This is a genomic window from Levilactobacillus andaensis, from assembly GCF_016861695.1.
Taxonomy (GTDB): Bacteria; Bacillota; Bacilli; order Lactobacillales; family Lactobacillaceae; genus Levilactobacillus; species Levilactobacillus andaensis.
Window position 1 is genome coordinate 33,886 of record NZ_BOLP01000009.1, and the last position, 21,762, is coordinate 55,647.

The following is a 21,762-nucleotide window of genomic DNA, read 5'->3' on the forward strand; positions in this document are numbered from 1 at the left end:
GGGGTGGCAGCATGAAAAATCCAAGAAAAGTGGGGCTCATTTCCCTAGCAACACTGATCGTGATTGGTCTGATCGGTGGCGGCATCGCCTGGCAGCGGCAACAAACGCAGCGAAATCAGCCGCGCATCGTTGCGACGACCTATGCCATCGTTCAGATCGCCGACAAGCTTAAGTTACCCTTAGTCGGTGTGCCAACGACCAGCAACCCGATGCCGCAGCGGTATCGCAAGTTGCCGAAGGTGGGCAGCCCGATGAATCCTAGCGTGGAAAAGATTGCGGCGTTGAAGCCGACTGCCGTGTACTCGGTCACGACATTAGATGATCAATTTGGCAAGGCGTTTAGGGCGCAACACGTGACGCCACACTTCCTCGACCTGACTAGTGTGACCCACCTTGAGCGGACGTTGACCCAGCTGGGCCAGCGCTATGATCGCCAGGCCGCAGCGAAGAAACAGGTCCGCTTGATCGACCAAGCCAAGCAACGGGCCAAGCAGCGGGCCCAGAATCGCCAAAAACCACGGGTCTTGGTCCTGATGGGCCAGTTATATGATTGCGACTAACCACGCTTACGTGGGCGATCTGGTCCGTTTGGCGGGCGGTCAGAATGTCTTTGCGAGTCAATCGCAGGAGTACATGGAACCTAACGACGAGGCCATTCAAAAAGCCGATCCGCAGGTGATCTTGCGATTGGAGCACGCCATGCCAACGATGGTGACGAAACAATTCAATCAGGAATTCAAACAAAATGCGATGTGGTCCCGGACGTCGGCGGTCAAGCATCACCGCGTTTACGACCTGCAAGAACCGACCTTTGATGCGACCGCCAATATGCGGGTCGTGGCGGCGTTGAATCAGGTCAGTCGGTGGCTGTATCCAAAGGGGGCGGCCGCATGAAACAGCGCGCCAATTGGTGGTACGGCGGGATCCTAGGTCTTTTACTGGTGACCATCGCGCTTGCCCTCATGGCCGGGACGGTATGGCTGGGTCCGCGGCAGCTGAGCGTAGCGCTTAGCGACCACGGCAGCCAGGCCTTCGTCACGGTCTTTTCGTTACGGGTACCCCGAATCTTGAGTAGTCTGGTGTGCGGCGGCAGTTTGGCCGTAGCCGGAGCCCTGTTTCAGGCCGTCTTTCGCAATCCGATTGCCGATCCCAGCATCTTAGGAATCAGTTCGGCGGCCGATTTCTTCAAATTGGGTGGGGCGATGCTCCTACCATGGTTGCCCGGTCGTGAGTGGCTGATGGCACTATTAGGCGGCTTGGTCGCACTGGTCATTTTAACCAGTGGTCGGGCGCTGGCGGATCCGTACCGGTTGATCATCGTCGGGGTTGCACTGGATGCGACCTTCGTGGGCTTACAACAGCTGCTCAGTAGTGGCGCGACCCAGGTCAGTCACAGCACCTTTAACGGCCTCACGTGGGCGGATGCCACGACGCTCCTGGTTCTAGGTGTCATTGGTCTGTTCGTAGCGCTATTATTGGCGCCCTGGGCGAATTATTTGAAATTAACGGATGCGGCCCTGAAAAATGTGGGGGTGCCCGTCAAGGTGATTCGCTGGAGCCTCCTGTTACTGGGGATGACGCTGGCGACCAGTGTCACGGCGGTCGTGGGCGCGATTCCGTTTGTCGGTATCGTGGTCCCCAATGTCGCCCGGCGGCTAGTGGGTCACGACTATCAAACGTTGATTCCCTTTAGCATGCTGGCTGGTGCGTGGCTCATGCTGGCGGCGGATACGTTGGGGCGGACGGTCATTGTCCCCAGCGAGATCTCGGCGGCGACCATGATGACCATTATCGGCGGACCATTTGTCATTATTCTCTTACAACGGGGGCGGGGACTTCATGGAATGTCAATACGTTAGCTACCAATATCCGCACCAAAGTACAGGTATCGCGGACGTCACCGGAACGTTCCCAGCCGGTCAAGTGACGACCATCATCGGCCCAAATGGCGCGGGCAAGTCGACGCTGTTAAAATTGTTGGCGCGCCAACTCCCGGTCGCCAGTGGGCAGATTACATTGGCGGGCCAATCGTTGAACGAGTACACAGCTAAAACGTTAGCACAACAGGTTGCCATGGTAACCCAACGTCACCAACTGTATGACGACATGACGGTCAGCGAGGTCGTGAGGACGGGCCGGTTGCCCTATCATGGCCTGCTACAAACGGTGCCGGCAGCCGAAGTGACCCCTTATCTGGCGACGACTGGCTTGACGTCGTTAGCGGATGAACACGTTCAAAACCTATCGGGTGGTCAGCAGCAACGCGTCTGGCTGGCCGCGGCGTTGGCTCAAGAACCAGCGGTCTTATTACTAGATGAGCCCACGACATATCTGGACGTGCATTATCAGCAAGCACTGATGCAGCAACTTCGCCAGCTCGCGGCCACGGGCATGACGGTGATTCAGGTCCTCCACGATATCAATCAGGCGTTCCGGTTCAGCGACTGGCTTTGGCTCATTAAGCAGGGCCAACTCGTGACGCAAGGACGGCCAGAAGCGCTGCGACAGGCGGACCTATTAGCCGCAACGTTCCAGACACCGATTGAAATCGTTGATGTGCCACGGCTGGGGCCATACATTGTGCAAGTGCCAGAGGCTTCAGAAAATTAGATTGGTTTTAACTGGCCGCACTGCGGCTGCCAGGGATTCCGCCTGCTGTGGGGACGCTTCAGCCTGGAAGGGCACCAGTCTTCTCGCTCGCTTTGAAGCCACGAAGAACACGTGTCTCCAAAGTCGCCCATATTGTTAGCTAGCCAAAGGGCCAGCTAACAATATTACCACGGCCGGCTACATCCCTGGCCTCCTCCGGCTCAGGTTGGTACTATCATGACAACTGCTGAAAGTTTTGTGGACGCAATATCTTTGGTCCAATGGATAGCGATTTTACGCTCAATCTTCCTAGCTGACTGAAGGCCACTGTGTAAGCCGAGAGGTCGCCAGATATGGGCTCAGGCGCAACCCATATCTGGCGGTCGGCAAGGCGAAGGATGGACAGAGTTGCCTAATTTTTACGGTAATATCGGTGTTATACCGGGCTTAAACAGCATTTTGATACTTTCAACCTTCAGACTGTGATAATAAAAAGGAGTTGATCCAGCCATCATTCGGCTGAGTCAACTCCTTTTGTCTGAACTGAGAGCTTCAATTTATTTGCTGCGCTAAGGATAGTGTAATGGCTAACCGTGACCAACGATATCGTCAGTAATCAGCAGCCATCCACAGAAGAGACCAACCACCACACGACATAATGCTTGTCGCAACAGTGATCAATCTCAGCCGAAGGAAGCCAGGGACGAAGCCAGCTGTGTCGACGGTGTTAGCCGGGGTTCTTTCCCGGGTTACAGCGTGGGACGACCTTGGAGCCACGCGATTTGTGCGGGGCTTCAAGTCGAGGTGGAAGCCAAAGGCTGGAACCGACCCCATAGCAGGCGCAGTCCCTGAAAGCCGCAGGCGGCCACCTTTGAGCACGTCCTGGTTTTAATCTTGGTCCTAAGGCACTAACACAGCCTATTCCGGATGGCTCTTGATTTCGTTGATGCGGTCGAAGAGGATGCCATCGCGTAAGCCGGCGTTGGAGAAGGTGATCTGCTGCGAATCCAGTAACCGCATTAGCAGGGCGACCGGAATCAGTCCGCCAATGATAATGTCAGCGCGATCCTTGGACAGGCCGGGCACCTTCTTCCGCCCAGCCAAATCGAGGCCCAGCAACTGCGTCAGGGTGGCGTAAACGTCGGTGGCCGTCAGCTTGTAGCCGTGAACGTCTTCAAAGTTGAGAAAGTTCTTCTTGCGGCGGTTGATCTTCGCGAGCGTCCGGTTGGCGCCGCCCAGCCCGATGACGGGTAAGTTGGCAGCTTCTCTGAGCCACCAGACGTCATTTAGGACGTTGTTGACGAAGGTCATGGCGGCGAACAGGGAGTCGGCTTGGATACGGTCGCTTTCCAGGTAGGTCTGTGACAGGGTCACGGAGCCCAACGGAATGGAGACGACCTGTTTCATTTGCCGATTTTGGACCAGAATCAGTTCGGATGAGGCACCACCCGTATCGACCAATAGACCATTGACGATGGGCAGGGTATTGACCACACCCAGGTAGTCGTAACGGGCTTCATTAGCCCCGGAGATGACGGTAAACGTCAGGCCGAGTTGTTCCTTGACCTGTTTCAAAAATTGTTTCTGGTTGCTAGCTTGGCGGACCGCGGCCGTGGCAACGGCTTTGATCTGCTTGTGTTCAAGCTGGTCGTAGATGGTTTTAAAGTCGGTCAACGCGGCCAACGTCCGTTCAATGGCGACGGGTTGGAGGAGTTGTTCATCCCCCATATTTTCCGACAGCCGGACGTAACGTTTGACTTGATTAACGGTTTTGTAGTTGCCAGCATCGTCGATCTCGCTGATGGTCATTCGGACCGAGTTTGATCCCAGATCAATGACGACTAAGTTTTCCATATTATTCAGGACTCCGATCAATGGGGGATTTTGGTTGATTCTTGGGACTCAACATCGGCTTAAAATGCCGGGGGGCATTGGTGGCCTTCTCGTGATGCGTGGTGGCCGCCTTGATACGGACCGCCGCTTGCGTCATGAATTGTTCCTGGGCATCCAGTTGTTCCAGGCCACGCCGGTCGACGCGCGTGTAAGTCCGGTCGGCTAGCAGCACCCGCGTCTTGACGTTATCATGCCAGAGCGTGGAGAAAATGTCAAAGACCTCTTGGCGTAAGTCGGGCTGCAAAATTGGGAAGAGCAGTTCGACCCGCCGATTGAGGTTCCGGGTCATGAGGTCGGCACTGGAGAGGTAAACTTGGGGATCACCGGCGTTCGCAAAGCCGTAGATCCGGCTATGTTCCAGGTAACGGCCAACAATGGAGTGGACCTCGATATTGTCACTGAGCTCGGGAATACCGACGTTCAAGCAGCAGATTCCCCGGACGATTAATTTCACGTGGACGCCCGCGTGAGAAGCCTCATAGAGCTTGGCAATCATGGCGGAGTCGGACAGCGAATTCATCTTCATTTCGATCCAGGCCGGCTGATTGGCCTTGGCGTTGACGATTTCCTGGTCGATCTTGGCCGTGATGAAGTCGCGAATGCCATCTGGTGACATGTGTAGCTGATGGAAGTACGGTGGTTCCGAGTAGCCTGACAGCATATTGAAAATGTTGGAGGCGTCGATCCCCATGTCGGTGTTGGTGGTCATCAAGCCGAGGTCGGTGTAGAAGTGGGCGGTCACATCGTTGTAGTTCCCAGTCCCCATGTGCATGTAGCGCCGAATGCCGTCCGGTTCCCGCCGAACGATCAGGGTCAGCTTACAGTGCGTCTTCAACCCGATCAAACCGTAGATGACGTGACAGCCCATCTTTTCCAGTTGTTGGGCCCAGTGGACGTTGTTTTCTTCGTCGAACCGCGCCTTAACTTCGACTAACACGGTCACCTGTTTGCCATTTTGCGCGGCGTTCCCCAGGTACTTAATGATCGGGGAGTTCGCGGAGACCCGGTACAAGGTCATCTTAATGGCCAAAACGCCGTCGTCACAGGCGGCCTGGCGAATCAGTTCGGTCACGGCCGCAAAGGTGTCATAGGGGTGGTGGACCAAGACGTCGTGTTGCCGAATGGTCTTAAAAACGTCATCGTCCGGTTGCAGGCCAGGCGTCCGCGCGGCGGTGAACTTCGGGTAGCTCTCATCGTCATGACCGTCGATCTGCTTGGTCAATTTGCTGAGGAAGGTCAGGTCGATGGGACCACCGATTTCGTAAACAGCGTATTCGGGAACCTTGATGGATGAGGTCAACCGTTGCCGTAGCGACTGGCTGATGCCGGCTTCGACCTCTAGCCGCACGGCGCCACCGTGTTCACGTTTCTTCAGCTGTTGTTCGACTTCCTTTAACAGGTCGGACGTATCCTCTTCGGCAACGTCTAAGTCCATGTCCCGGATGACCCGGTAATTGGCCGCTTCCTTGACCTGATAGCCGATGAAGAGGTTGCCAATAAAGGTCTTGATGATGTCTTCAAGCATGATGAAGTCGTTGTCGGCACCCGGCAGATTCACGGTCCGCGGGAAGATCTCGGGGACTTGAACCGTGGCGAAACGCTTGTCCTTCTTGTCGCCGTTCTTGTAGAGGCGCAACGCGATGTTCAACGTGTTGTTGCCGATGAATGGGAACGGCCGCGAACTATCGACGGCCATGGGCGTGAGGGCCGGAGAGATTTCGTCGTTGAAGTATTTTTCAATAAATTTGTGCTGTTGCGGCGTTAATTCTCGAGGTGTCAGCACGTGGACGTTCAAATTGGCCAGTAGGGGCAGCAGCATCCGGTTGAGCGTCGAGTATTGCTTGACCACCTGGTCGTGAGCCTTGGCGTTGACGGCCAGTAGTTGGGCCTCGGCAGTCATTCCGGAAGCGTCCGGTTTGGGATAGTTAACGGCGGCTAGTTTGGAGAGTGAGGCCACGCGGACCATGAAGAATTCGTCGACGTTACTCTGGGTGATGCCTAGAAAACGGACCCGTTCGAGTAAGGGAATCGCTTTATCCCGGGCCTCTTCTAAGACCCGGTCGTTGAAGTCGAGCCAGCTGAGTTCCCGGTTGGTATAGTATTTAGGTTTCGTATAATCCAACGTCATTTGTGTAACCTCCTTTGTTTCAATACGGGTTGGAGCCCGAAGACGTCAGTAAAGAATTGCGCCTTGTAGTTGAAGGCCCAGCGGATCAAGGACAGTTCGTCGTCGCTGAAGACGGTGATGATGACCTTGTTGGTGCGGACGGAAACGGAGATTTTCTGGATGGTTTGTTGATGCGCATCATCCAGGGCATCTGCTATCCGTAAGATAGCGGATAACTTGGCGACCGTCAGCCGCTTTTCGGGATCCAATAGGCGGAAATGTGCCAGATCCTCGGCGGGTGTGCGCGTACTGTGATACCGGGAAACGGCGGCGATAATCTGTGTTTCCTCGGCGGACAACCCCAACATTTCGGATTGCTTTAACACGTAATCCGAGTGCAAATAGTGCTCGTGGGTGTCGATGAAGCCACCGATGTCATGGACGATGGCGGCGACCTGCAGTAACAGTCGGTCACGAGTCGTCAAATGATGTAACGTCCGTAATTGATCGAATAAGTGCAACGAAAATTTACGAACCAGTTCCATGTGATGGGGTTCGACCCGGTAGCGGTGAGCGAGGTCATCGGCGGCCGCTAAGATCTGGTTCTCGAAGTGGTACTTGTGGTAGCCGGCTTCGATGGCCTGGTTGGTGGTCAAGCCGTCGAGCACGTTTAAGTTGACCAGGTGGAGCTTGTCGGCGTGAACGACCGTCAGCAGTTTTTGAATCAACAGGACTTCGGGTAAGACGAGCTCGACGTTTTCCTCGGTCAAATGTAGGCGTTCCATTAAGTACTGATTAGAGGCACCAGCCACTTCGTTTGTAAACTTAGTAAATTGTTTACGCGATAAGGTGTGACTGATCTGGTCGTTCGGAATAAAATAGTTATTTATGGGGGCGGCACCAATCAAGATGACTTGGTTGGACGAGGTCCGGAGGTTATGCGGTAAGAACCGGTAGAAGTCGTCGACCTTGCTGTTGATGTAATCATCTAAGACATCGACCGGATTAGGGGCCGTTGCTCGCAGGTTCTGGAGAACTTCTTTGATTCGAATTGGTCCGAGCTTCATGTTGTGTGAAGCGACCAGACTACCACTGCCAAAGAAGGACAGGGTCGTGCTGCCGGAGTTCAACCCAATAATTGCGGCGTGATCCTGAACCAGCTCGGCATAGTTGTCGAGGTGCAGGGCAATCGCCTCGTTACGCACGAAGGACTCCTCCCCCAAGGAGAGCCACTCGATGTGTAATCCGGTGCGAACAAAGAGTTGATCACGGATAAATTCGGCATTGGGTGCCGTTGAGAGGGCTTGTGACCCCCAGATACGGTAGTTGGTCACGCCGTCGTCCTTGAGAACTTGTAGAAACCCGCGCAACGCTTCCACGGCATCGGCAACGGTTTCAAAATCGATCTCTTCATGGTTGTAAATATTTTCCCCAATGGCAACGGTCGATTTTACCCGTTCAACTTGGGTTCCCGTTTTCAGATTAACAATCGATAATTCCATGCTAGAAACGTTTACTAGGATGGCGCCAAAATAATCATCAGCCATAAACTCATCTACTTTCCCTAAAAATTTTTAGTCGGTAAAGACTTGGTTGTCCATGATCACCCGTTCCAAGTGCTTTTCGGTCCGCTGACTTTCTGGCGGAAGGGCCATGTAGTCTCCATACATACGCGTCAAAATGATAGCATACGTTGCGGGGACCTGAACCGTTAAATGCTCAAAGGGCACGGGGGTTAGGTCGCTTAACTCCGCAACGGGAAAGACTTCCTTCATGTAGCCGTATTGTGACGCGAGATTTTTGACCTGCAGGAGGGAAGCGTCGTCTTGGTATTGGGTCATGACGGCATCCCGTTCGGCCTTTAAGGCGTTGGTCTCAGCGAGTTGTTCCGGTGACAACGGGCTCTGCAGCTTCCGTAAGGGATTGTCGACCAGATGGTAGCGCAGTTGGAAGAGAATCCGGGTATTTAGCAGCTGGAATTTCGCCATTTGCTCACGTTGGAGACTGGTATCTAATGGAATCCGGTCTAATGGAAAAATGTCGATAAAGATGCCTTTACGGGCGTTGTTGATGTTATTTTTTTCTTCAATATAAGTGTTGCGGTCGAGTAGCTTGGCATAGCTCAGGCCGTAATTTTCGTCGGTAGTGGGCGTTTGTAAGAAGTAGTGGGTGTCGGCTAGTAACGCGGGTGCTTGGGCCAGCAGGCGGTCGTAGTCGGTTCGTAGCAGGCCCACGTCGACATCGTCGTCCCAGGGGATAAATCCCTGATGACGAATGGCCCCCAGTAGCGAGCCCCCCATGAGAAAGTAGGGGAGATCGAGTTGCTGGCAGAGCTGAATGAACTGGGCAAGGTTACCCAATTCGACTTGATGAATCCGATCGATTAAACGCGGCATAGGCGAGTCCTTTCCTGAAACACTAATTGAGTGGGTAGCGGCTAACGTGAATGACTTGGTGATGGGTGTCCTTAAAGGTGACCGTCACGGGTTGGGTCGTCTTGGGTTCAAATGTTGCCAGCCCGGTGACGGATTTACCAGCCTTGACGGGCATGACGGTGCGGTTCAATTTGTTATTGTCCGTGGTCTGGCTGGTGGTGAAGGCGAGATTCCCGGTCCCCAGCTTCTTCCCGTTCTGGGTGGCACTTACGGCGCCTTGCCAGATGTCGGCGGGGATGATCTCCTTAGTCTGATGGTTGGTCACAGTATAATAGAGAACAAACAAGTTCCGATTGGCCGTGGCACTGGCGGTGACCTTTTCCCCGGTCAGCTTGAAGGTCACGTGGTCAATGGTAAATTGTTGATGATCAAAGGTTGCAGTCTTAGCCTGAGAAGAACTACTAGCGCTAACCTTCTTAGATGAGGTTGCCTGGCTGGAACTGGAACGCGAGCTCTTGGCCGTGGCTGACGATTGTTGCGAGTGACTGTTGGTCTCCGGTTCCTGTTGGCTGGGCGAACCGCACCCCGCTAGTAACAGAAGCAGGCTCCCCAGAGCGGCGAGATTTTTAACGTGTGACATGTATACTTTCCCCCTTGAAATAAATGCAATTAAATTGTGTTACTGTTTAAGCGCTGTCATCTTTAGGATTGACAGTGTGAGCTGGTCCGCACCGCGGCTGGAGACATTTTTGGCTGTCTCCAGCTCTGATTGTGTGTTGCCAGGATAATCACCGCAGATAATTAAGAATTTTCAATATTTAGTCAACATCCATAGTGAGGACAGCAGATGAATGGCAGTTGGCCCAGTAATCGGTTATTATTACGAATGGACGACTAAATCCGAGTTGTGGTTATCTTCACTATACCGTTTGCCTAGCAGCCAGCAGAAGTTCGGTCAAATGACCACGCTTACCAATTAGATGACTGACCAACGTAAAAGTAAGAGCTAATGTTGACATAGGACTACAATGTAAGCCGAGAGGTCGCCAGATATAGGCTCAGGCGCGTCGTTCTGCTTAGGTGGCGGTGAATTTCCGCCGGCTTAGCAGAAAACCAACCTTGGAGACTCGTGATTTTCGAGGCTTCAAGTTGTGTTCGCACCGTTCCAGCCTCTATCTGGCGGTCGGTAAGGCGAAGGTACCGCCAAGTTGCCACTTACCATGCCAGCCAACTCCTTCTATTCTAGCATAGGATGGTCCAGACCACTGGGGAAACGGCACGAAAAAGGCTGGTATTTAGTAAGCGTAAATGCTAAGATAAAAATCGTATTTTGAGAAATGTAGGTGGGGTAGTATGGCTGAACGAGAAGAATCATTACTAGACGCTTTTATTGACGTCTACATGAGTTCACTGAAGTATCTAGACGAGTTTGTTTCCGAGCCCGCTAAGGAGTTTCATCTTTCGTTCGAGCAGTATTTGATTTTGCGTGACATTACGCAGAATAAGGACGTCACGCTAATGGACATTGCTAGTAAGCGGCAAGTCACGCGTAGCGCCATTTCGCGGCAAATCAAGGTGTTGTTGAAGCAGGGATATCTGCGCCAGCAACCCGATGAGAATGATCGGCGGCGCCTTTACCTGTTGGCAACACCAGCGGGGGCGAAGGCGGAACGCGTCATTCGGCAGCGAATCAATAGTCGCTTTCAGGGGTGGGTCGACGTTTATGGCGACGACCAGGCCCATGAGATCTTGAACTTCATTCGGGAGTTCAGTCAGATTACCCGCATGAAGAAATAGCTTACGGCTACAGAGAGCCCAGCGGACTAGCGTTGGGGAAAAAGGAGATTGAAGTCAATGAGCAAAAAGCGCATGAGTGACGAAGAGGCCAAGCGCTGGCGCAAGATTGTCTTCATGGACGATGGTCACGATGACAAGCGGTTGCCCCGAAAATCGCGGTCGTTCGTGTACGGGGAACCGACACAGCGGTCGTTATGGGAACGAGTAAAGGACCGGTTGAACCGGCGTTAAAAGGAAGAGGGGTCTGGGACAAAATCCCAGACCCTTTTTGCGTCTCCAAGCTTATATGGCGGCAACCGTGCGCCCAAAGGCAACTGGTTCTGCTTAACCCTGATAATCGCCTTTACTTCCCTTTTTTTGCTGGCACCTAGCCCGCATCGACAGGGGTAACGGGCGTAAACTCCTGAACGAGTTTTACCTGCACGTTATCACTACCGCTTAATAATTTGGCCACGGGACAGCGGCGTTCGGCGAGATCGACCATTGCAGCGGCCGTTTCAGCATCGACGCCGGGAAGTTTGACCTCGGCGGTGAGGTAGAACTGAAGGCCCCGGCGGTCGCGCGCCATCTCCACAATGGTGTGGACCTGTGAGGTGTGCGGCAAGTCACGTTTCTTCTCGATGGCTGCAAGCGTAGCGTTAAGGCAAGTGCTCAGTGCCAGGCCGATAAATTGTTCGGGGTTGGCTCCGGGAGCGTCCTCTAAGGGGTCACTGGTCAGAACGTCTAGCCCACCAGGAACGTAGGAGTGACTCTCCAGACCATCGTCATTGTTGGCGACGGTGCGGTAGAGGGGCGGAAATTTTTCACGATCAATTGCCATTAGCGTCAACTTCTTTCTTGTTGTTTGCCTTTAGATTACGCTGGTTGGCTGAAAAAAACAATGAATTCACCGGATAAATGTAAGGGCTTTCCGATAGGGTGAACCAATGACCGTTTATTCATTAAACAGTTGTGACAAACTAAGGTTTAGCATTGTGACAAACGGTTGCACTTATTAGGTATACCAATTGCGATTTATCCGATTAGTATAGTAATAAATGGGCGCAATTAATCCGGACGAATCTCTCTGACTGCGCCGGTAATGGGGTTAAAGGGTTTATGTAAATATTTTGTAATAAATGGCTTATAGGGGTAGACCGCTTGACAGAATATGCTTATAATGTAGGGGACAAGCAATAGAACACTGGCGATTCGTATTTGGGGGGAGCCATATGTTAACAGAAAAGCTGTCAGAAGAAAAAAAGAAGTTTCAAATGATTACTTGGCGCGCGAAGCAACACGGTGCCCAAGTGGTCGAGCGGGATCTGATGCGGCAGTTCACCGCGACCATTGCTGAGCAGGAGGCCATTATGGCTGCTGCAAGACGACGTGAGGTTGCGCCAGTTGGTTAAGCTACTGGCGTTACTGAAGGCCGTTTGACTGAGTTTGTACCGTCCCATGTTAAGCTTGTGAGGTTACAAAGGGGGCGACAATCGTGAAGCATCCAGCAGTGTATTATATCTATTATCTTGGTGGCGTGGCGTTTTTAGGTGTGATGGTTGATGTGATCTATCACATGGTCAGCCTCTGGTTAGTGGCAAGTAGTTTCTAGTAAACAGCAAAGGCGTTCCTCAGTGATTGGGGAACGCCTTTTTGTGAAAAAAATAGATATAAAAAAAGCTAGTTACGTAAGGACGCAACCAGCAGAATAGAAGTATGTGTACGGCTTCAACGGTGTTAATAATGGCTAAATGTCAATTAACTCCTCCAACGATTGAAGACCCGTGGCAGGCTCTCACCTGAATATGTAAGTTCATTATAACGTGACGAGCCGGGTCTGTAAACCACAAAATTAAAGATTCGCTTAAACTAGCTGAGTTAGTAAAACGAGAAACGTCACTAACGCCGGCATTCCTTGGAGCCAAAAAATCTGCTTTTTTACCGTTAAACTTCCGAAAATTGCGACAATAATCACAAATAATAGAAGTAATGCCGTCATAACTAGCTGATTATGCCCGGTAAGAAATAGAGGGGTTAGGCCAAGCGTGAGGCCGAGCATGCCGTTGTAGATGCCCATGTTGGCGAGTGCGGCTTTGGCTTGCGGTTGCTTGACGAAACTCAGCGGCATACCAAATAGTTCTGCTTGTTTGGTCGATTTGCCCCAGATTTCGATTCCCATGATGCCCAAATGCTCGATTGCGACGAAATAGATTAAGATGGTTAAAATTATGGTCATGATAATTGCCTTCCCTTTATAAAATCTAGTATAGTAGAGTAAAGAATCGTTGGATAAGCGGTTGAGACTAGAAATGTTTCTTACTTTAAGCTAATTTTTAGTTTGGCGTGTAGAATAATTAAGTGAGGATATTTACGTCAGGGGAGCTTGGGTCATTCGCGGGGAGAATGGCGTCATAACAGACCTTATGAAATTTTGAATGGAGGAATTACCCATGAGACTCCTAGACTTAAGTGGACAACAATTCGGCAGACTGACGGTTATTCGACGAGATGGTACCGCGAAGAACGGTAACGCGACGTGGCTGTGTAAATGTAGCTGTGGTAATTTAGTGACAGTAGACAGTTATCGGCTACGTCACGGGATTACGGTGAGTTGCGGCTGTTATCGACGCGACATCAGTAAGGCTCGATTAACCAAGGATCCACGGACCCGTAAGCAAATCGGTAATGCGACGAACTTGCCATTAGTGAATGGCTCTAACGTTGCTGCCCTTACAAAGATTAGTTCCCGTAACATTTCAGGCGTTATCGGCGTTAGTTTTGACAAACGTTCCGGTAAGTGGGCAGCACGTCTATTCTACCATGGACGCTACGTCCTAAACCAGACGTTTACAGAATTTTACGATGCGGTTGCTGCGCGTAAGGAAGCGGAACAACAGTTAGCAAAGCAAAATGATTTAAACTTAAAGGCCTCGGCTGAAGGCTAAATTCAGCGGATTCACCAGCAAGTATAGAAGCCAAAGCGAGTCGGTCCTGTTGGGGGCCGACTTTTTTGGTGGTTATATTTTTCACCCATCGTTCCATAGTCCGAATCAATTGTGTTTTATCCCCGCTGTGCTATAGTCGAGCTGAAATTTAACCGGCACGTCGCTAGCGAGAATGTTTTGGAGAAGGGAATGGGGACTCGTGTTCAATCAAACGCGGCACCAAAAGGTTGTTTTAGTCGGGGATGGCGCTGTTGGCTCATCGTATGCGCTGCTGATGTTGCAGCAGCCGGTGATGGATGAACTGGTCATCGTGGATATTGCGGAGAAACACTGTGTCGGGGATAGTTTGGATCTAGAGGACACGCAACTGTGGTCAACGCCCAAGACGGTCCGGCCCGGGACGTACGCGGACGCCAGTGACGCTGACCTCGTCGTCATCACGGCGGGGGTTCCCCGACAGCCGGGGGAGTCGCGCTTAGACCTGGTGACTAAGAATTTAAAAATTTTGCGGTCAATCGTCACACCGATCGTGGCGAGTGGTTTTGCTGGCATCTTTCTGGTCGCCGCCAATCCAGTCGACATTTTGACGGCCGCCACGCAGCGATTGTCGGGCTTTCCACCAGCCAGAGTGATTGGGTCGGGCACGTCGCTCGATACGGCCCGCTTCAAGGTGGGCTTGGCTAAACGCCTTCAAGTGGCGCAACAGCAGTTGGAGGTCAACGTGGTCGGTGAACATGGGGATACCGAATTTGCCGCACTCCATGCCGCAACGTTGGGCGGCCAGCCGTTATTGGATGTCATTCAACAACGGGGCATCACGAACCAGGAATTGATTGACATCGAAGCCGCGGCCCGGACCAAGGGTGGCAAGATCATCGGCCTGAAGGGAGCCACGTTCTACGGTGTGGCTACGTGTTTGGCCCGCATCAGTCGAGCGGTCTTGGCAAATGAAAATGCCGTCTTACCGGTCGGCGCCTACCTCGATGGCCAGTATCATCAGCACGGCCTGTATTTGGGGACACCAGCCATCATCAATGCGAACGGCATCAACCATATTTTAGAGCTGCCATTGAGTCCTGAGGAGCAGGAGAAAATGGCCCACTCTGCGGGTGCCGTTCAGTCGGTATTGACGGCGGCATTTGCGAGCTAAATCAAAACGTATAGGCAGGGTTGTGACGGTGGTTGCAGGTCTGCCTTTTTTACTGTCGCAGGTGGTGTTCGAAAAGAGTGCTGTACGCGAATTCTTAGCAAACTTTTGACTGGTTAATTAACTCAGCGGGGTAACCTAATTTTTGGCAACCGGTTCCGCCAGCCCCCTTGGCGAAGAACGCTGTAGGATTAGCGACAGGAGAGGTCGAACGCCCAATCAGGTCTTCGACCGAACGCGATTTGCAGTGGATTTGGGCATAGGAGCGTAAGGGGGAAGTCTCATGGAATCATTAGCGAATATCAAGTATCGCAAATTCTTTTGGCCGCTACTGGTGGGTCTGATCATTTGGCTAGCGATACCGCTTAAACCAGTTGGCGTGTCGGTGGCTGCTTGGCATATTTTAGCCATCTTTGTGGCGACAATTATTGGCTGTATCACGCAGCCATTGCCGATTGCCGGGGTGGCATTGGTCGGGTTTACAACAACCGTTCTGTTGGGCGTTGTGCCGATGGATGTTGCGGTTACCGGCTTTGGCAACAAGACGGTCTGGCTGATCGTCATGGCGTACTGTCTGTCGCGGGGGTTCATCAAGACCGGTTTTGGCCGGCGGGTGGCCCTGATCTTTGTTCGACTATTTGGCAAGAAAACGCTGGGATTGGCCTATTCTTTGATGGGCGTTGATTTACTGACGGCCGCGGCCACACCCAGCAACACGGCGCGGGCTGGCGGCATCGTTTATCCTATCATCGACTCACTGGCCTCAACGTTTGGGTCGAACCCGAAGGATGGCACGGAGCGTAAGATTGGGTCCTTCCTGACGTTCACCGAATTTCAGGCCAACGTGATTACTTCGGGGATGTTCATGACGGCCATGGCACCGAACCTGCTGGCGGTATCGCTGGCAAAGGCGGACCACGTGACGTTGACCTGGATGGGCTGGTTCCTGGCAGGCATTGTCCCCGGGGCCATTAGTTTAGTGGTCGTGCCATTTTTGATTTACAAGATGTACCCACCAGAGATCAAGGATACGCCGAATGCCAAGCCGTGGGCCGAAGCGGAACTAGCGAAAATGGGGCCGATGAGTCGCGCCGAGAAAATCATGTGTGCGGTCTTTGCACTGGCGTTAGTTCTCTGGATTGCGTCCAGCTTTATTGGCATGGACGCCGCGCTGGTCGCTTTCTTGGCCGTGGCGATTTTGGTCATCTGTGGCGTGCTGACGGTCGATGATATTTTGAATGAAAAGGGTGCCTGGAGCACGTTGATCTGGTTCTCCATTTTAATTTTCATGGCGACCGAATTGAATAAGCTGGGCTTCATTCCCTGGTTATCCAAGACGCTCGGCGGCAGTCTTCACGGCATCAATTGGGTTTTCGTGTTAGCGATTCTGTTGCTCTTTTACTTCTACTCACATTATCTGTTTGCGAGCGGCACCGCCCACGTGAGCGCGATGTACGCGGCGTTATTGGGCGTGGCGATTTCGGCGGGCGTGCCACCGACTTTAGCGGCGATGTTGCTAGCGACCTGTGGGGCTCTCTTTAGTTCCACCACGCACTATGCAAGCGGCCCGGCGACGATTTTGTTCGGAACCGGCTACGTCAAACAAAACGACTGGTGGCGAATGAACGCGATTCTCGGCGTCTTCTACATCGTGGTCTGGTTCGGCATTGGGTCGTTGTGGTTAAAGGTCATTGGTATGTGGTAAGCTTTGAATTGGGAGTTATGGCGAAGGTCATGGCTCCTTTTTTGTTGTCATGAGCAGATTAGTGTAGGTATGCCAAATTCCAGGTACATCAAGCTAGATACAAACTCTGTGTGATTAGACAATAAAAAATTTAGTGTGGCATTAGATTAATTGGTTGTAAGTGTAATCTCATTCGGGAATCTCATTTGGTACAATTATCTGTCATTCAACGGTACTGCAATGAAAAAATCAGTTTGAGCCGGAGGAGGACAGGGATACAGCCAGCCGTGGTAATATTGGTCGCTGCCTAGCGACCAATATGGGCGACTTTGGAGACACGTGATTTTCGTGGCTTCAAAGCGAGCGAGAAGCCCGAACCTCAGGCTGAAGCGTCCCCACAGCAGGCGGAATCCCTGGCAGCCGGAGCGCGGCAATTTAACCTCAGTCTGATTGTGATTAGTTGACGACACACCATTGCAATGGTTATGCTGAATCTAAGATTGAATTTGAGAGGAAGACTGTCATGAAATACCGTCAGGAAGCAGATACGATAGGCACGGTCAATGTGCCAGAAGATGCCCTTTGGGGACCACAAACGGAACGGAGCCGCCACAACTTCACAACGGGACCGCTGATGCCAATGCCAGTGATTCGGGCGTTGCTCCAGTTGAAACGTGCGGCCGCAGTCGCCAATCGTGATTTGGGTGAGCTGCAGGAAGCCAAGGCCCAACTGATTATTCGAGCGGCTGACGATTTACTAGCGTTGCCAGACGACCAGTTGCGACCGGATTTCCCGTTGCACGTGTATCAGACGGGGTCGGGGACTCAGACGAATATGAACGTCAACGAGGTCATCGCCCATCAGACGGTGAAATCTGACCCAACCAGCGGCGTTCAGCCGAATGATGACGTCAACCACGGGCAAAGCTCCAACGATACATTTCCCACGGCGATGGCAGTCACATCACGAATGGCGGTCATTGATCTGGAAACCAGTGTGCAGCAACTGATCGACGAGTTGAAGGTGAAGCAAGCGGCTTACTGGCGGGTGGTCAAAATCGGTCGGACCCATTTGCAGGACGCCACGCCCTTAACGTTTGGCCAAGAGGTCAGCGGCTGGGTCAGCATGTTGGAGCATGACCTGAACTACCTACAATCGTTGGCTGACACGCTGTTGGAACTACCAATCGGTGGCACGGCCGTTGGAACGGGATTGAACGCGGCGCCGGGCTTCGACGTGGCGGTAGCGGAACAGCTGAGTCAGGCGTACGGACAGCACTTCACGGCGCGGACGAATAAGTTCTTTGGCTTGGCGGCACATTCCGGGCTAAACGTGGTCCACGGGGCCATCAAGACGCTGGCAAGTGACCTGTTTAAGATTGCCAACGATATTCGTTTCTTAGCGAGCGGTCCGCGGGCGGGGTATAACGAATTGAATATCCCGGCGAACGAACCGGGGTCATCGATCATGCCGGGCAAGGTCAATCCAACCCAGGCGGAGGCCTTAACCATGGCGGCGACCCGGGTCATGGGCAACGACGTGACGATTACGGTGGCGGCCTCGCAGGGGAATTTCGAAATGAACGTGTACAAGCCAGTCTTACTGGAAACTTTCCTGGAATCCACGGACTTACTGCAGGGGACAATCGATGGGTTCACCACAAAATTAGTGCATGGGATAACGGTCAACACTGAGCACATGCAGGCGCTCGTCGATAATTCGTTGATGACGGTCACAGCCTTATCGCCACACATCGGTTACCATGCCAGCGCCGAAATTGCTCAGGCGGCGGAAAAGCGGGGGACGACATTGCGGGCGGCCGCGTTGAAGTCGGGTAAGGTCACGGCCGAACAATTTGACGCGTGGGTCGATCCGTTGGCGATGACGAACTTGAATCGGGAAGAGAAATAAAGTAGGGTATTAATAGAATTAGTGTCAGTTGTATGTATGAATTTGGAAAGCGGGTTATGGTGAATGACTATGAGGATAGAAAAAAATTAAAATGAAGAAAATGACCATTGCGGAAGTAGCAAGTGCGGCTGGCGTGTCGAAGGCAACAATATCACGGTTTTTAAACGGCAACTATGGTAAAATGTCGGCCGATACTCAGGAAAGAATTCGTCAAACAATTCAAAGATTGAATTACCGGCCCAATAAACAAGCTCAAATGCTAAAAACTAATCGTAGCGGATTGATTGGATTTATTGTCGCTGACATGGGAAACTTATACTCATCAAAATTATTGAGTGGGGCTAGTGCAGTTGCTCGTGAAAACGACTATCAACTTGTAATTATGGAGTCAAATAACTCGTTGGTCTCAGAAGAAGATGCCTTAAAAAAATTTGTTGATCAGTCTGTCGAAGGGATATTGATTCAGCCAATCAGTGAAGATAGTTCACGTTACGAATCGGTTGGGAAGAGATGTCCAATGGTACTTGTTGACCGGCAAACAACACCTAAAACCTGGCCTGCGGTGATTGTCGATAACGCTCTTTCGACTAAGTATCTGGCTGAGTATATTGTTAAAAAGGGATACTCAAAGATTGCTATTTTTAGTGAATCACTGACTACTGATGTTCGTAGAAAACGGTATGCAGGGATGAGAGAAGTTGCTAAAGAGCATTCGTTGGAATCGGAGCTAGTAGAAGTTGGAAACTTGCAGTTAACTAATACCTATAGTGATATGAAAAAAAGAGTTAGTGAACTGGTCAGTGAGGATGAAAAAATTGCCATCTTTGCTAGTAATAGTCAAACCTTGTTAATGGTTTTAAGGATATTGGATGATTTAAGGATTAAAATTCCTGATGAGGTCGGTGTTTCAGGATATGATGATTGGAACTGGGCTTTTTTAGCACAACCCGCAATTACAAGTATTGAGCAGAATGCGAGTGACGTTGGTGCTGAGGCAATGCGAATGCTTCTAGCGGATATTGACCCACTAAGGGAGTCAGTTAAAGAGACCAAAGTTATTCCATCAAAGATTAATATCCGTGAATCAATTTAATAATGAAATTTTGAGGTCCTGAGAATGCTTTGATTAAGTGTTTTCAGGACTTTTTTAAATATGGAAGCTTGTGAATCTGAAAACAAGGTGTTGACTTTCGTAAATAAAGCGATTACAATATTTTTCGTAGAGTTAGGAAACCGGTTTCCTAACTACGAAATACAGACAATGTCAATCAGGAGGAATGAACAATGAGTGAAATCGTGATTAACACTTTGGTTTATCAACAACAGCTGGATAGTGGGGTTAAACAAGCCGATCTATTGGAAAAAGTAGCTGCTCAAGGTGTTTCAGCCGCTGAAGTTCGTCGAGAATATATTAAGGATTTTGACCAAGAATTAGCCGATATTAATGCAGTAGCAACAAAAGACAGCTTAAAGCTATTCTACAGTGTTCCCGAAAATGTCTTTGTCGATGGTGTTGTAAACCCTAAGTTAGACCAATATATGCAGGAAGCAAAGAAAATGGGGATTTTTGCCATTAAGTTTAACATTGGTGATTATGCTCACTTTGAAGGGAATTTGAAGAATGCATTACATAAAGTTATGAATTATGGTATTCAGGTTAACGTTGAAAACGACCAAACTCAAACCAGCGGCACAATGAATGCTTTAGAAACTTTCTTGATTAACGCTGCAAAAGCCGACTTAGATATTAAATATGTTTATGACTTAGGTAATTGGCGTTTCGTTAAGCAAGATGAATTTGAAGCTATCAAGATGCTTAAAGAATATGTTCGGTATATTCATGTCAAGGATGTTACTTACGTTAACAGCAAGCCACAGGTTGTACCATTGGATGATGGTGAGGTTGACTGGCGCAAAGCACTTGATGAATTACCAAGTGGGCTACCAATCGCTGTTGAGTACCCAGTAAAAAATGATGCTGAATTGAGCAAAGGAATCAAATTAGTAAAGAGTTATCTGCTTAAGGCTGGTGAGTAAGTATGACGAATGTCATCATTGGAAGTCTATTATTAATTTCTTTTGTACTTTTTATTTTTTACATTATTAAGGGTGGTAACTTGACCGTTGGCTTCTTAGGGATGGCTATTTTGTGGGCTGTCATTGGGATGGTTCCATTTAATACCGCAATCAATAAGATCTTTGCACAGCCCGCATTAAATTATGGACCAACAATTATCTATATTGTCTTTGGTTCATGGTTTGGTCGGGTATTGGTTGATAGTGGAATTGCCGGTAGTATCAGTGGTCAGACAGAAAAGGTTGGTAAAAAGAATCCAGTACTAGCAGCTATTCTTGTCTGCTTAGTTACGATGTTTATCTTCGTTAGTGCTTACGGTGTTGGTTCTGTAATTGCCATTGGTGTTATCTTATTACCAATTCTATTTTCATTAGGTGTACCTAAAGATATTGCTGTTGCCGCATTTACCCTGTCAATTGGGGCACCAATGTATGTGAACGTGGTTCTTTTCAACCAAGTTAGAGCTTTCTTCCCAGATGTTACCTATGGATCAAAGTACTTGACCTTCGGTTGGGCAGGAATGATTGTTCAACTATTGGCGGTTGTAATCTTCTTACTGTTGAACTCAAAACGGATTAAGAATGGTGAACGTGAAGTCTTGAAGACTGACTCAGAAGATGAGGCTAAGACGCTCAAAATCACTTCTGGTTGGCAATATCTGACTTACATTATTCCAATCGTTCCGGTTCTATTGAATATGTTTTTGAAGTGGGATGCCATTCCATCACTAGTTATTTCTACGGTATTAGCCATGCTAATGACTGGTAAGATGAATGGTTCCAAAAAAGCAATTAAGTTTATGAATGATACCATGCAACAAGCTATTTCTGACATTGCTGGTCTGATTTTCTTCTTGCTGGCATTATCAATGTTTACAGCTGCCGCAGCTGCGAACACAAGTCGATTTGAGTCCATTTTCCGGGCAATTTTGCCTCAAAATACGCTTTGGTTGGCTTTAGGTTTAGGTATTTTAGCACCATTAGCATTGTTCCGTGGACCATTACATGTTTGGGGGGCTGGGGCAGCAACTGCAGCTGTTTTGACTGCTACTCATTTGTTCTCTCAATGGTATTTGTTACCAGTACTGTACATTCCAACATTGTTAGCGGTTTCCATGGACGTTACGCAGTCCTGGAATATTTGGGCCTTGACCTACACTAAGCTGGATAGTCGAAAGTTTTTAAAAGCTGGTCTACCAGTGGTATGGATTGTCTCTATTATTAATGAAATCATTGCATGGACGATGTTTGGCTAATA

The 21,762-nt window shown here is 50.5% G+C and carries 19 protein-coding genes and 1 pseudogene; 13 read left to right on the forward strand and 7 right to left on the reverse strand.

The window, feature by feature from the left end:
• The first annotated feature begins 11 nt into the window (after positions 1-11).
• The 3 genes and pseudogenes from isdE (at position 12) to JUF10_RS07940 (ending at position 2,610) form a co-directional block, all read left to right on the forward strand.
• Positions 12-894 (forward strand): annotated as a pseudogene (gene isdE / locus JUF10_RS07930) (heme ABC transporter substrate-binding protein IsdE).
• Entirely contained in the window at positions 891-1,859 is a 969-nt protein-coding gene (locus JUF10_RS07935) for an iron ABC transporter permease (protein ID WP_203641669.1), read from the forward strand. The pseudogene isdE and the gene JUF10_RS07935 overlap by 4 nt, the downstream one beginning before the upstream one ends.
• On the forward strand, positions 1,840-2,610 hold the full coding sequence (locus JUF10_RS07940) for an ABC transporter ATP-binding protein (RefSeq protein WP_203641670.1): 771 nt from the start codon (positions 1,840-1,842) through the stop codon (positions 2,608-2,610). Before JUF10_RS07935 ends, JUF10_RS07940 begins: the two co-directional genes overlap by 20 nt.
• Positions 2,611-3,507: 897 nt before the next feature.
• Here the strand turns inward: JUF10_RS07940 and ppx are convergent.
• From ppx to JUF10_RS07965, 5 genes are read right to left on the reverse strand one after another with little or no spacing between them, the layout of a single operon-like run.
• Positions 3,508-4,443, reverse strand: coding sequence for an exopolyphosphatase (ppx, locus tag JUF10_RS07945; RefSeq protein WP_203641671.1), 936 nt, complete (start codon positions 4,441-4,443; stop codon positions 3,508-3,510).
• A gap of 1 nt (position 4,444) precedes the next feature.
• Positions 4,445-6,604, reverse strand: a complete 2,160-nt coding sequence (locus JUF10_RS07950; protein ID WP_236008192.1) for an RNA degradosome polyphosphate kinase — start codon at positions 6,602-6,604, stop codon at positions 4,445-4,447.
• A 2-nt stretch (positions 6,605-6,606) separates the two neighbouring features.
• Positions 6,607-8,136 (reverse strand): Ppx/GppA phosphatase family protein, encoded by a 1,530-nt coding sequence (locus JUF10_RS07955; RefSeq protein WP_203641673.1) that lies wholly within the window; start codon positions 8,134-8,136, stop codon positions 6,607-6,609.
• Between the two features lie 27 nt (positions 8,137-8,163).
• Positions 8,164-8,985: a LicD family protein gene (locus JUF10_RS07960; protein WP_203641674.1), complete on the reverse strand. Its 822-nt coding sequence runs from the start codon at positions 8,983-8,985 to the stop codon at positions 8,164-8,166.
• A gap of 22 nt (positions 8,986-9,007) precedes the next feature.
• Entirely contained in the window at positions 9,008-9,604 is a 597-nt protein-coding gene (locus JUF10_RS07965; protein WP_203641675.1) for a DUF5067 domain-containing protein, read from the reverse strand.
• 713 nt (positions 9,605-10,317) lie between these two features.
• Between JUF10_RS07965 and JUF10_RS07970 the strand changes: the two genes are divergently transcribed.
• Both JUF10_RS07970 and JUF10_RS07975 read left to right on the forward strand, forming a co-directional pair.
• Positions 10,318-10,761 carry a MarR family winged helix-turn-helix transcriptional regulator gene (locus JUF10_RS07970; RefSeq protein WP_203641676.1) on the forward strand — a complete coding sequence of 148 codons (444 nt, stop codon included), beginning with the start codon at positions 10,318-10,320 and terminating at the stop codon, positions 10,759-10,761.
• Between the two features lie 57 nt (positions 10,762-10,818).
• Positions 10,819-10,992: a hypothetical protein gene (locus JUF10_RS07975; RefSeq protein WP_203641677.1), complete on the forward strand. Its 174-nt coding sequence runs from the start codon at positions 10,819-10,821 to the stop codon at positions 10,990-10,992.
• Positions 10,993-11,128: 136 nt separating this feature from the next.
• Here JUF10_RS07975 and JUF10_RS07980 read toward each other — a convergent pair whose 3' ends face one another.
• Positions 11,129-11,581 (reverse strand): OsmC family protein, encoded by a 453-nt coding sequence (locus JUF10_RS07980; RefSeq protein WP_203641678.1) that lies wholly within the window; start codon positions 11,579-11,581, stop codon positions 11,129-11,131.
• A 391-nt stretch (positions 11,582-11,972) separates the two neighbouring features.
• On the opposite strand from JUF10_RS07980, the gene JUF10_RS07985 reads away from it, so the two are divergent.
• On the forward strand, positions 11,973-12,152 hold the full coding sequence (locus JUF10_RS07985; protein ID WP_125688890.1) for a hypothetical protein: 180 nt from the start codon (positions 11,973-11,975) through the stop codon (positions 12,150-12,152).
• A 452-nt stretch (positions 12,153-12,604) separates the two neighbouring features.
• Here the strand turns inward: JUF10_RS07985 and JUF10_RS07990 are convergent, their stop codons facing one another.
• The gene (locus tag JUF10_RS07990; protein ID WP_203641679.1) at positions 12,605-12,976 is read right to left on the reverse strand and encodes a DUF1304 domain-containing protein; all 372 of its coding nucleotides are present in this window, start codon (positions 12,974-12,976) and stop codon (positions 12,605-12,607) included.
• A gap of 214 nt (positions 12,977-13,190) precedes the next feature.
• Here JUF10_RS07990 and JUF10_RS07995 point away from each other — a divergent pair, with 214 nt between their 5' ends.
• The 7 genes from JUF10_RS07995 to JUF10_RS08025 all read left to right on the forward strand — a co-directional run bounded on the left by JUF10_RS07995 (position 13,191) and on the right by JUF10_RS08025 (position 21,760).
• A complete protein-coding gene (locus tag JUF10_RS07995) occupies positions 13,191-13,685 on the forward strand; it encodes an alcohol dehydrogenase (RefSeq protein WP_203641680.1) in 495 nt (164 codons plus the stop codon).
• A 172-nt stretch (positions 13,686-13,857) separates the two neighbouring features.
• Positions 13,858-14,835 (forward strand): L-lactate dehydrogenase, encoded by a 978-nt coding sequence (locus JUF10_RS08000; protein ID WP_203641681.1) that lies wholly within the window; start codon positions 13,858-13,860, stop codon positions 14,833-14,835.
• Positions 14,836-15,115: 280 nt separating this feature from the next.
• Positions 15,116-16,537 (forward strand): anion permease, encoded by a 1,422-nt coding sequence (locus JUF10_RS08005; RefSeq protein WP_203641682.1) that lies wholly within the window; start codon positions 15,116-15,118, stop codon positions 16,535-16,537.
• 502 nt (positions 16,538-17,039) lie between these two features.
• Positions 17,040-18,428 carry a class II fumarate hydratase gene (locus tag JUF10_RS08010; protein WP_203641683.1) on the forward strand — a complete coding sequence of 463 codons (1,389 nt, stop codon included), beginning with the start codon at positions 17,040-17,042 and terminating at the stop codon, positions 18,426-18,428.
• A gap of 91 nt (positions 18,429-18,519) precedes the next feature.
• Complete coding sequence (locus JUF10_RS08015; protein WP_203641684.1) at positions 18,520-19,521, forward strand: LacI family DNA-binding transcriptional regulator; 1,002 nt, start codon at positions 18,520-18,522, stop codon at positions 19,519-19,521.
• A gap of 191 nt (positions 19,522-19,712) precedes the next feature.
• Positions 19,713-20,465 (forward strand): sugar phosphate isomerase/epimerase family protein, encoded by a 753-nt coding sequence (locus JUF10_RS08020; protein ID WP_203641685.1) that lies wholly within the window; start codon positions 19,713-19,715, stop codon positions 20,463-20,465.
• Between the two features lie 2 nt (positions 20,466-20,467).
• Entirely contained in the window at positions 20,468-21,760 is a 1,293-nt protein-coding gene (locus JUF10_RS08025) for a gluconate:proton symporter (protein ID WP_203641686.1), read from the forward strand.
• The last annotated feature ends 2 nt before the right edge of the window (positions 21,761-21,762 follow it).

Bases quoted from the DNA above. Each gene is read 5' to 3' on its own strand.
- JUF10_RS08010 (WP_203641683.1), top strand. From the start codon at position 17,040: ATGAAATACCGTCAGGAAGCAGATACGATAGGCACGGTCAATGTGCCA.
- JUF10_RS07990 (WP_203641679.1), bottom strand. From the start codon at position 12,976: ATGACCATAATTTTAACCATCTTAATCTATTTCGTCGCAATCGAGCAT.
- JUF10_RS08015 (WP_203641684.1), top strand. From the start codon at position 18,520: ATGAAGAAAATGACCATTGCGGAAGTAGCAAGTGCGGCTGGCGTGTCG.
- JUF10_RS07985 (WP_125688890.1), top strand. From the start codon at position 11,973: ATGTTAACAGAAAAGCTGTCAGAAGAAAAAAAGAAGTTTCAAATGATT.
- ppx (WP_203641671.1), bottom strand. From the start codon at position 4,443: ATGGAAAACTTAGTCGTCATTGATCTGGGATCAAACTCGGTCCGAATG.
- JUF10_RS08000 (WP_203641681.1), top strand. From the start codon at position 13,858: ATGTTTTGGAGAAGGGAATGGGGACTCGTGTTCAATCAAACGCGGCAC.
- JUF10_RS07965 (WP_203641675.1), bottom strand. From the start codon at position 9,604: ATGTCACACGTTAAAAATCTCGCCGCTCTGGGGAGCCTGCTTCTGTTA.
- JUF10_RS07975 (WP_203641677.1), top strand. From the start codon at position 10,819: ATGAGCAAAAAGCGCATGAGTGACGAAGAGGCCAAGCGCTGGCGCAAG.
- JUF10_RS07955 (WP_203641673.1), bottom strand. From the start codon at position 8,136: ATGGCTGATGATTATTTTGGCGCCATCCTAGTAAACGTTTCTAGCATG.
- JUF10_RS07980 (WP_203641678.1), bottom strand. From the start codon at position 11,581: ATGGCAATTGATCGTGAAAAATTTCCGCCCCTCTACCGCACCGTCGCC.
- JUF10_RS07995 (WP_203641680.1), top strand. From the start codon at position 13,191: ATGAGACTCCTAGACTTAAGTGGACAACAATTCGGCAGACTGACGGTT.
- JUF10_RS08025 (WP_203641686.1), top strand. From the start codon at position 20,468: ATGACGAATGTCATCATTGGAAGTCTATTATTAATTTCTTTTGTACTT.
- JUF10_RS07970 (WP_203641676.1), top strand. From the start codon at position 10,318: ATGGCTGAACGAGAAGAATCATTACTAGACGCTTTTATTGACGTCTAC.
- JUF10_RS08005 (WP_203641682.1), top strand. From the start codon at position 15,116: ATGGAATCATTAGCGAATATCAAGTATCGCAAATTCTTTTGGCCGCTA.
- JUF10_RS07940 (WP_203641670.1), top strand. From the start codon at position 1,840: ATGGAATGTCAATACGTTAGCTACCAATATCCGCACCAAAGTACAGGT.
- JUF10_RS07935 (WP_203641669.1), top strand. From the start codon at position 891: ATGAAACAGCGCGCCAATTGGTGGTACGGCGGGATCCTAGGTCTTTTA.
- JUF10_RS07960 (WP_203641674.1), bottom strand. From the start codon at position 8,985: ATGCCGCGTTTAATCGATCGGATTCATCAAGTCGAATTGGGTAACCTT.
- JUF10_RS08020 (WP_203641685.1), top strand. From the start codon at position 19,713: ATGAGTGAAATCGTGATTAACACTTTGGTTTATCAACAACAGCTGGAT.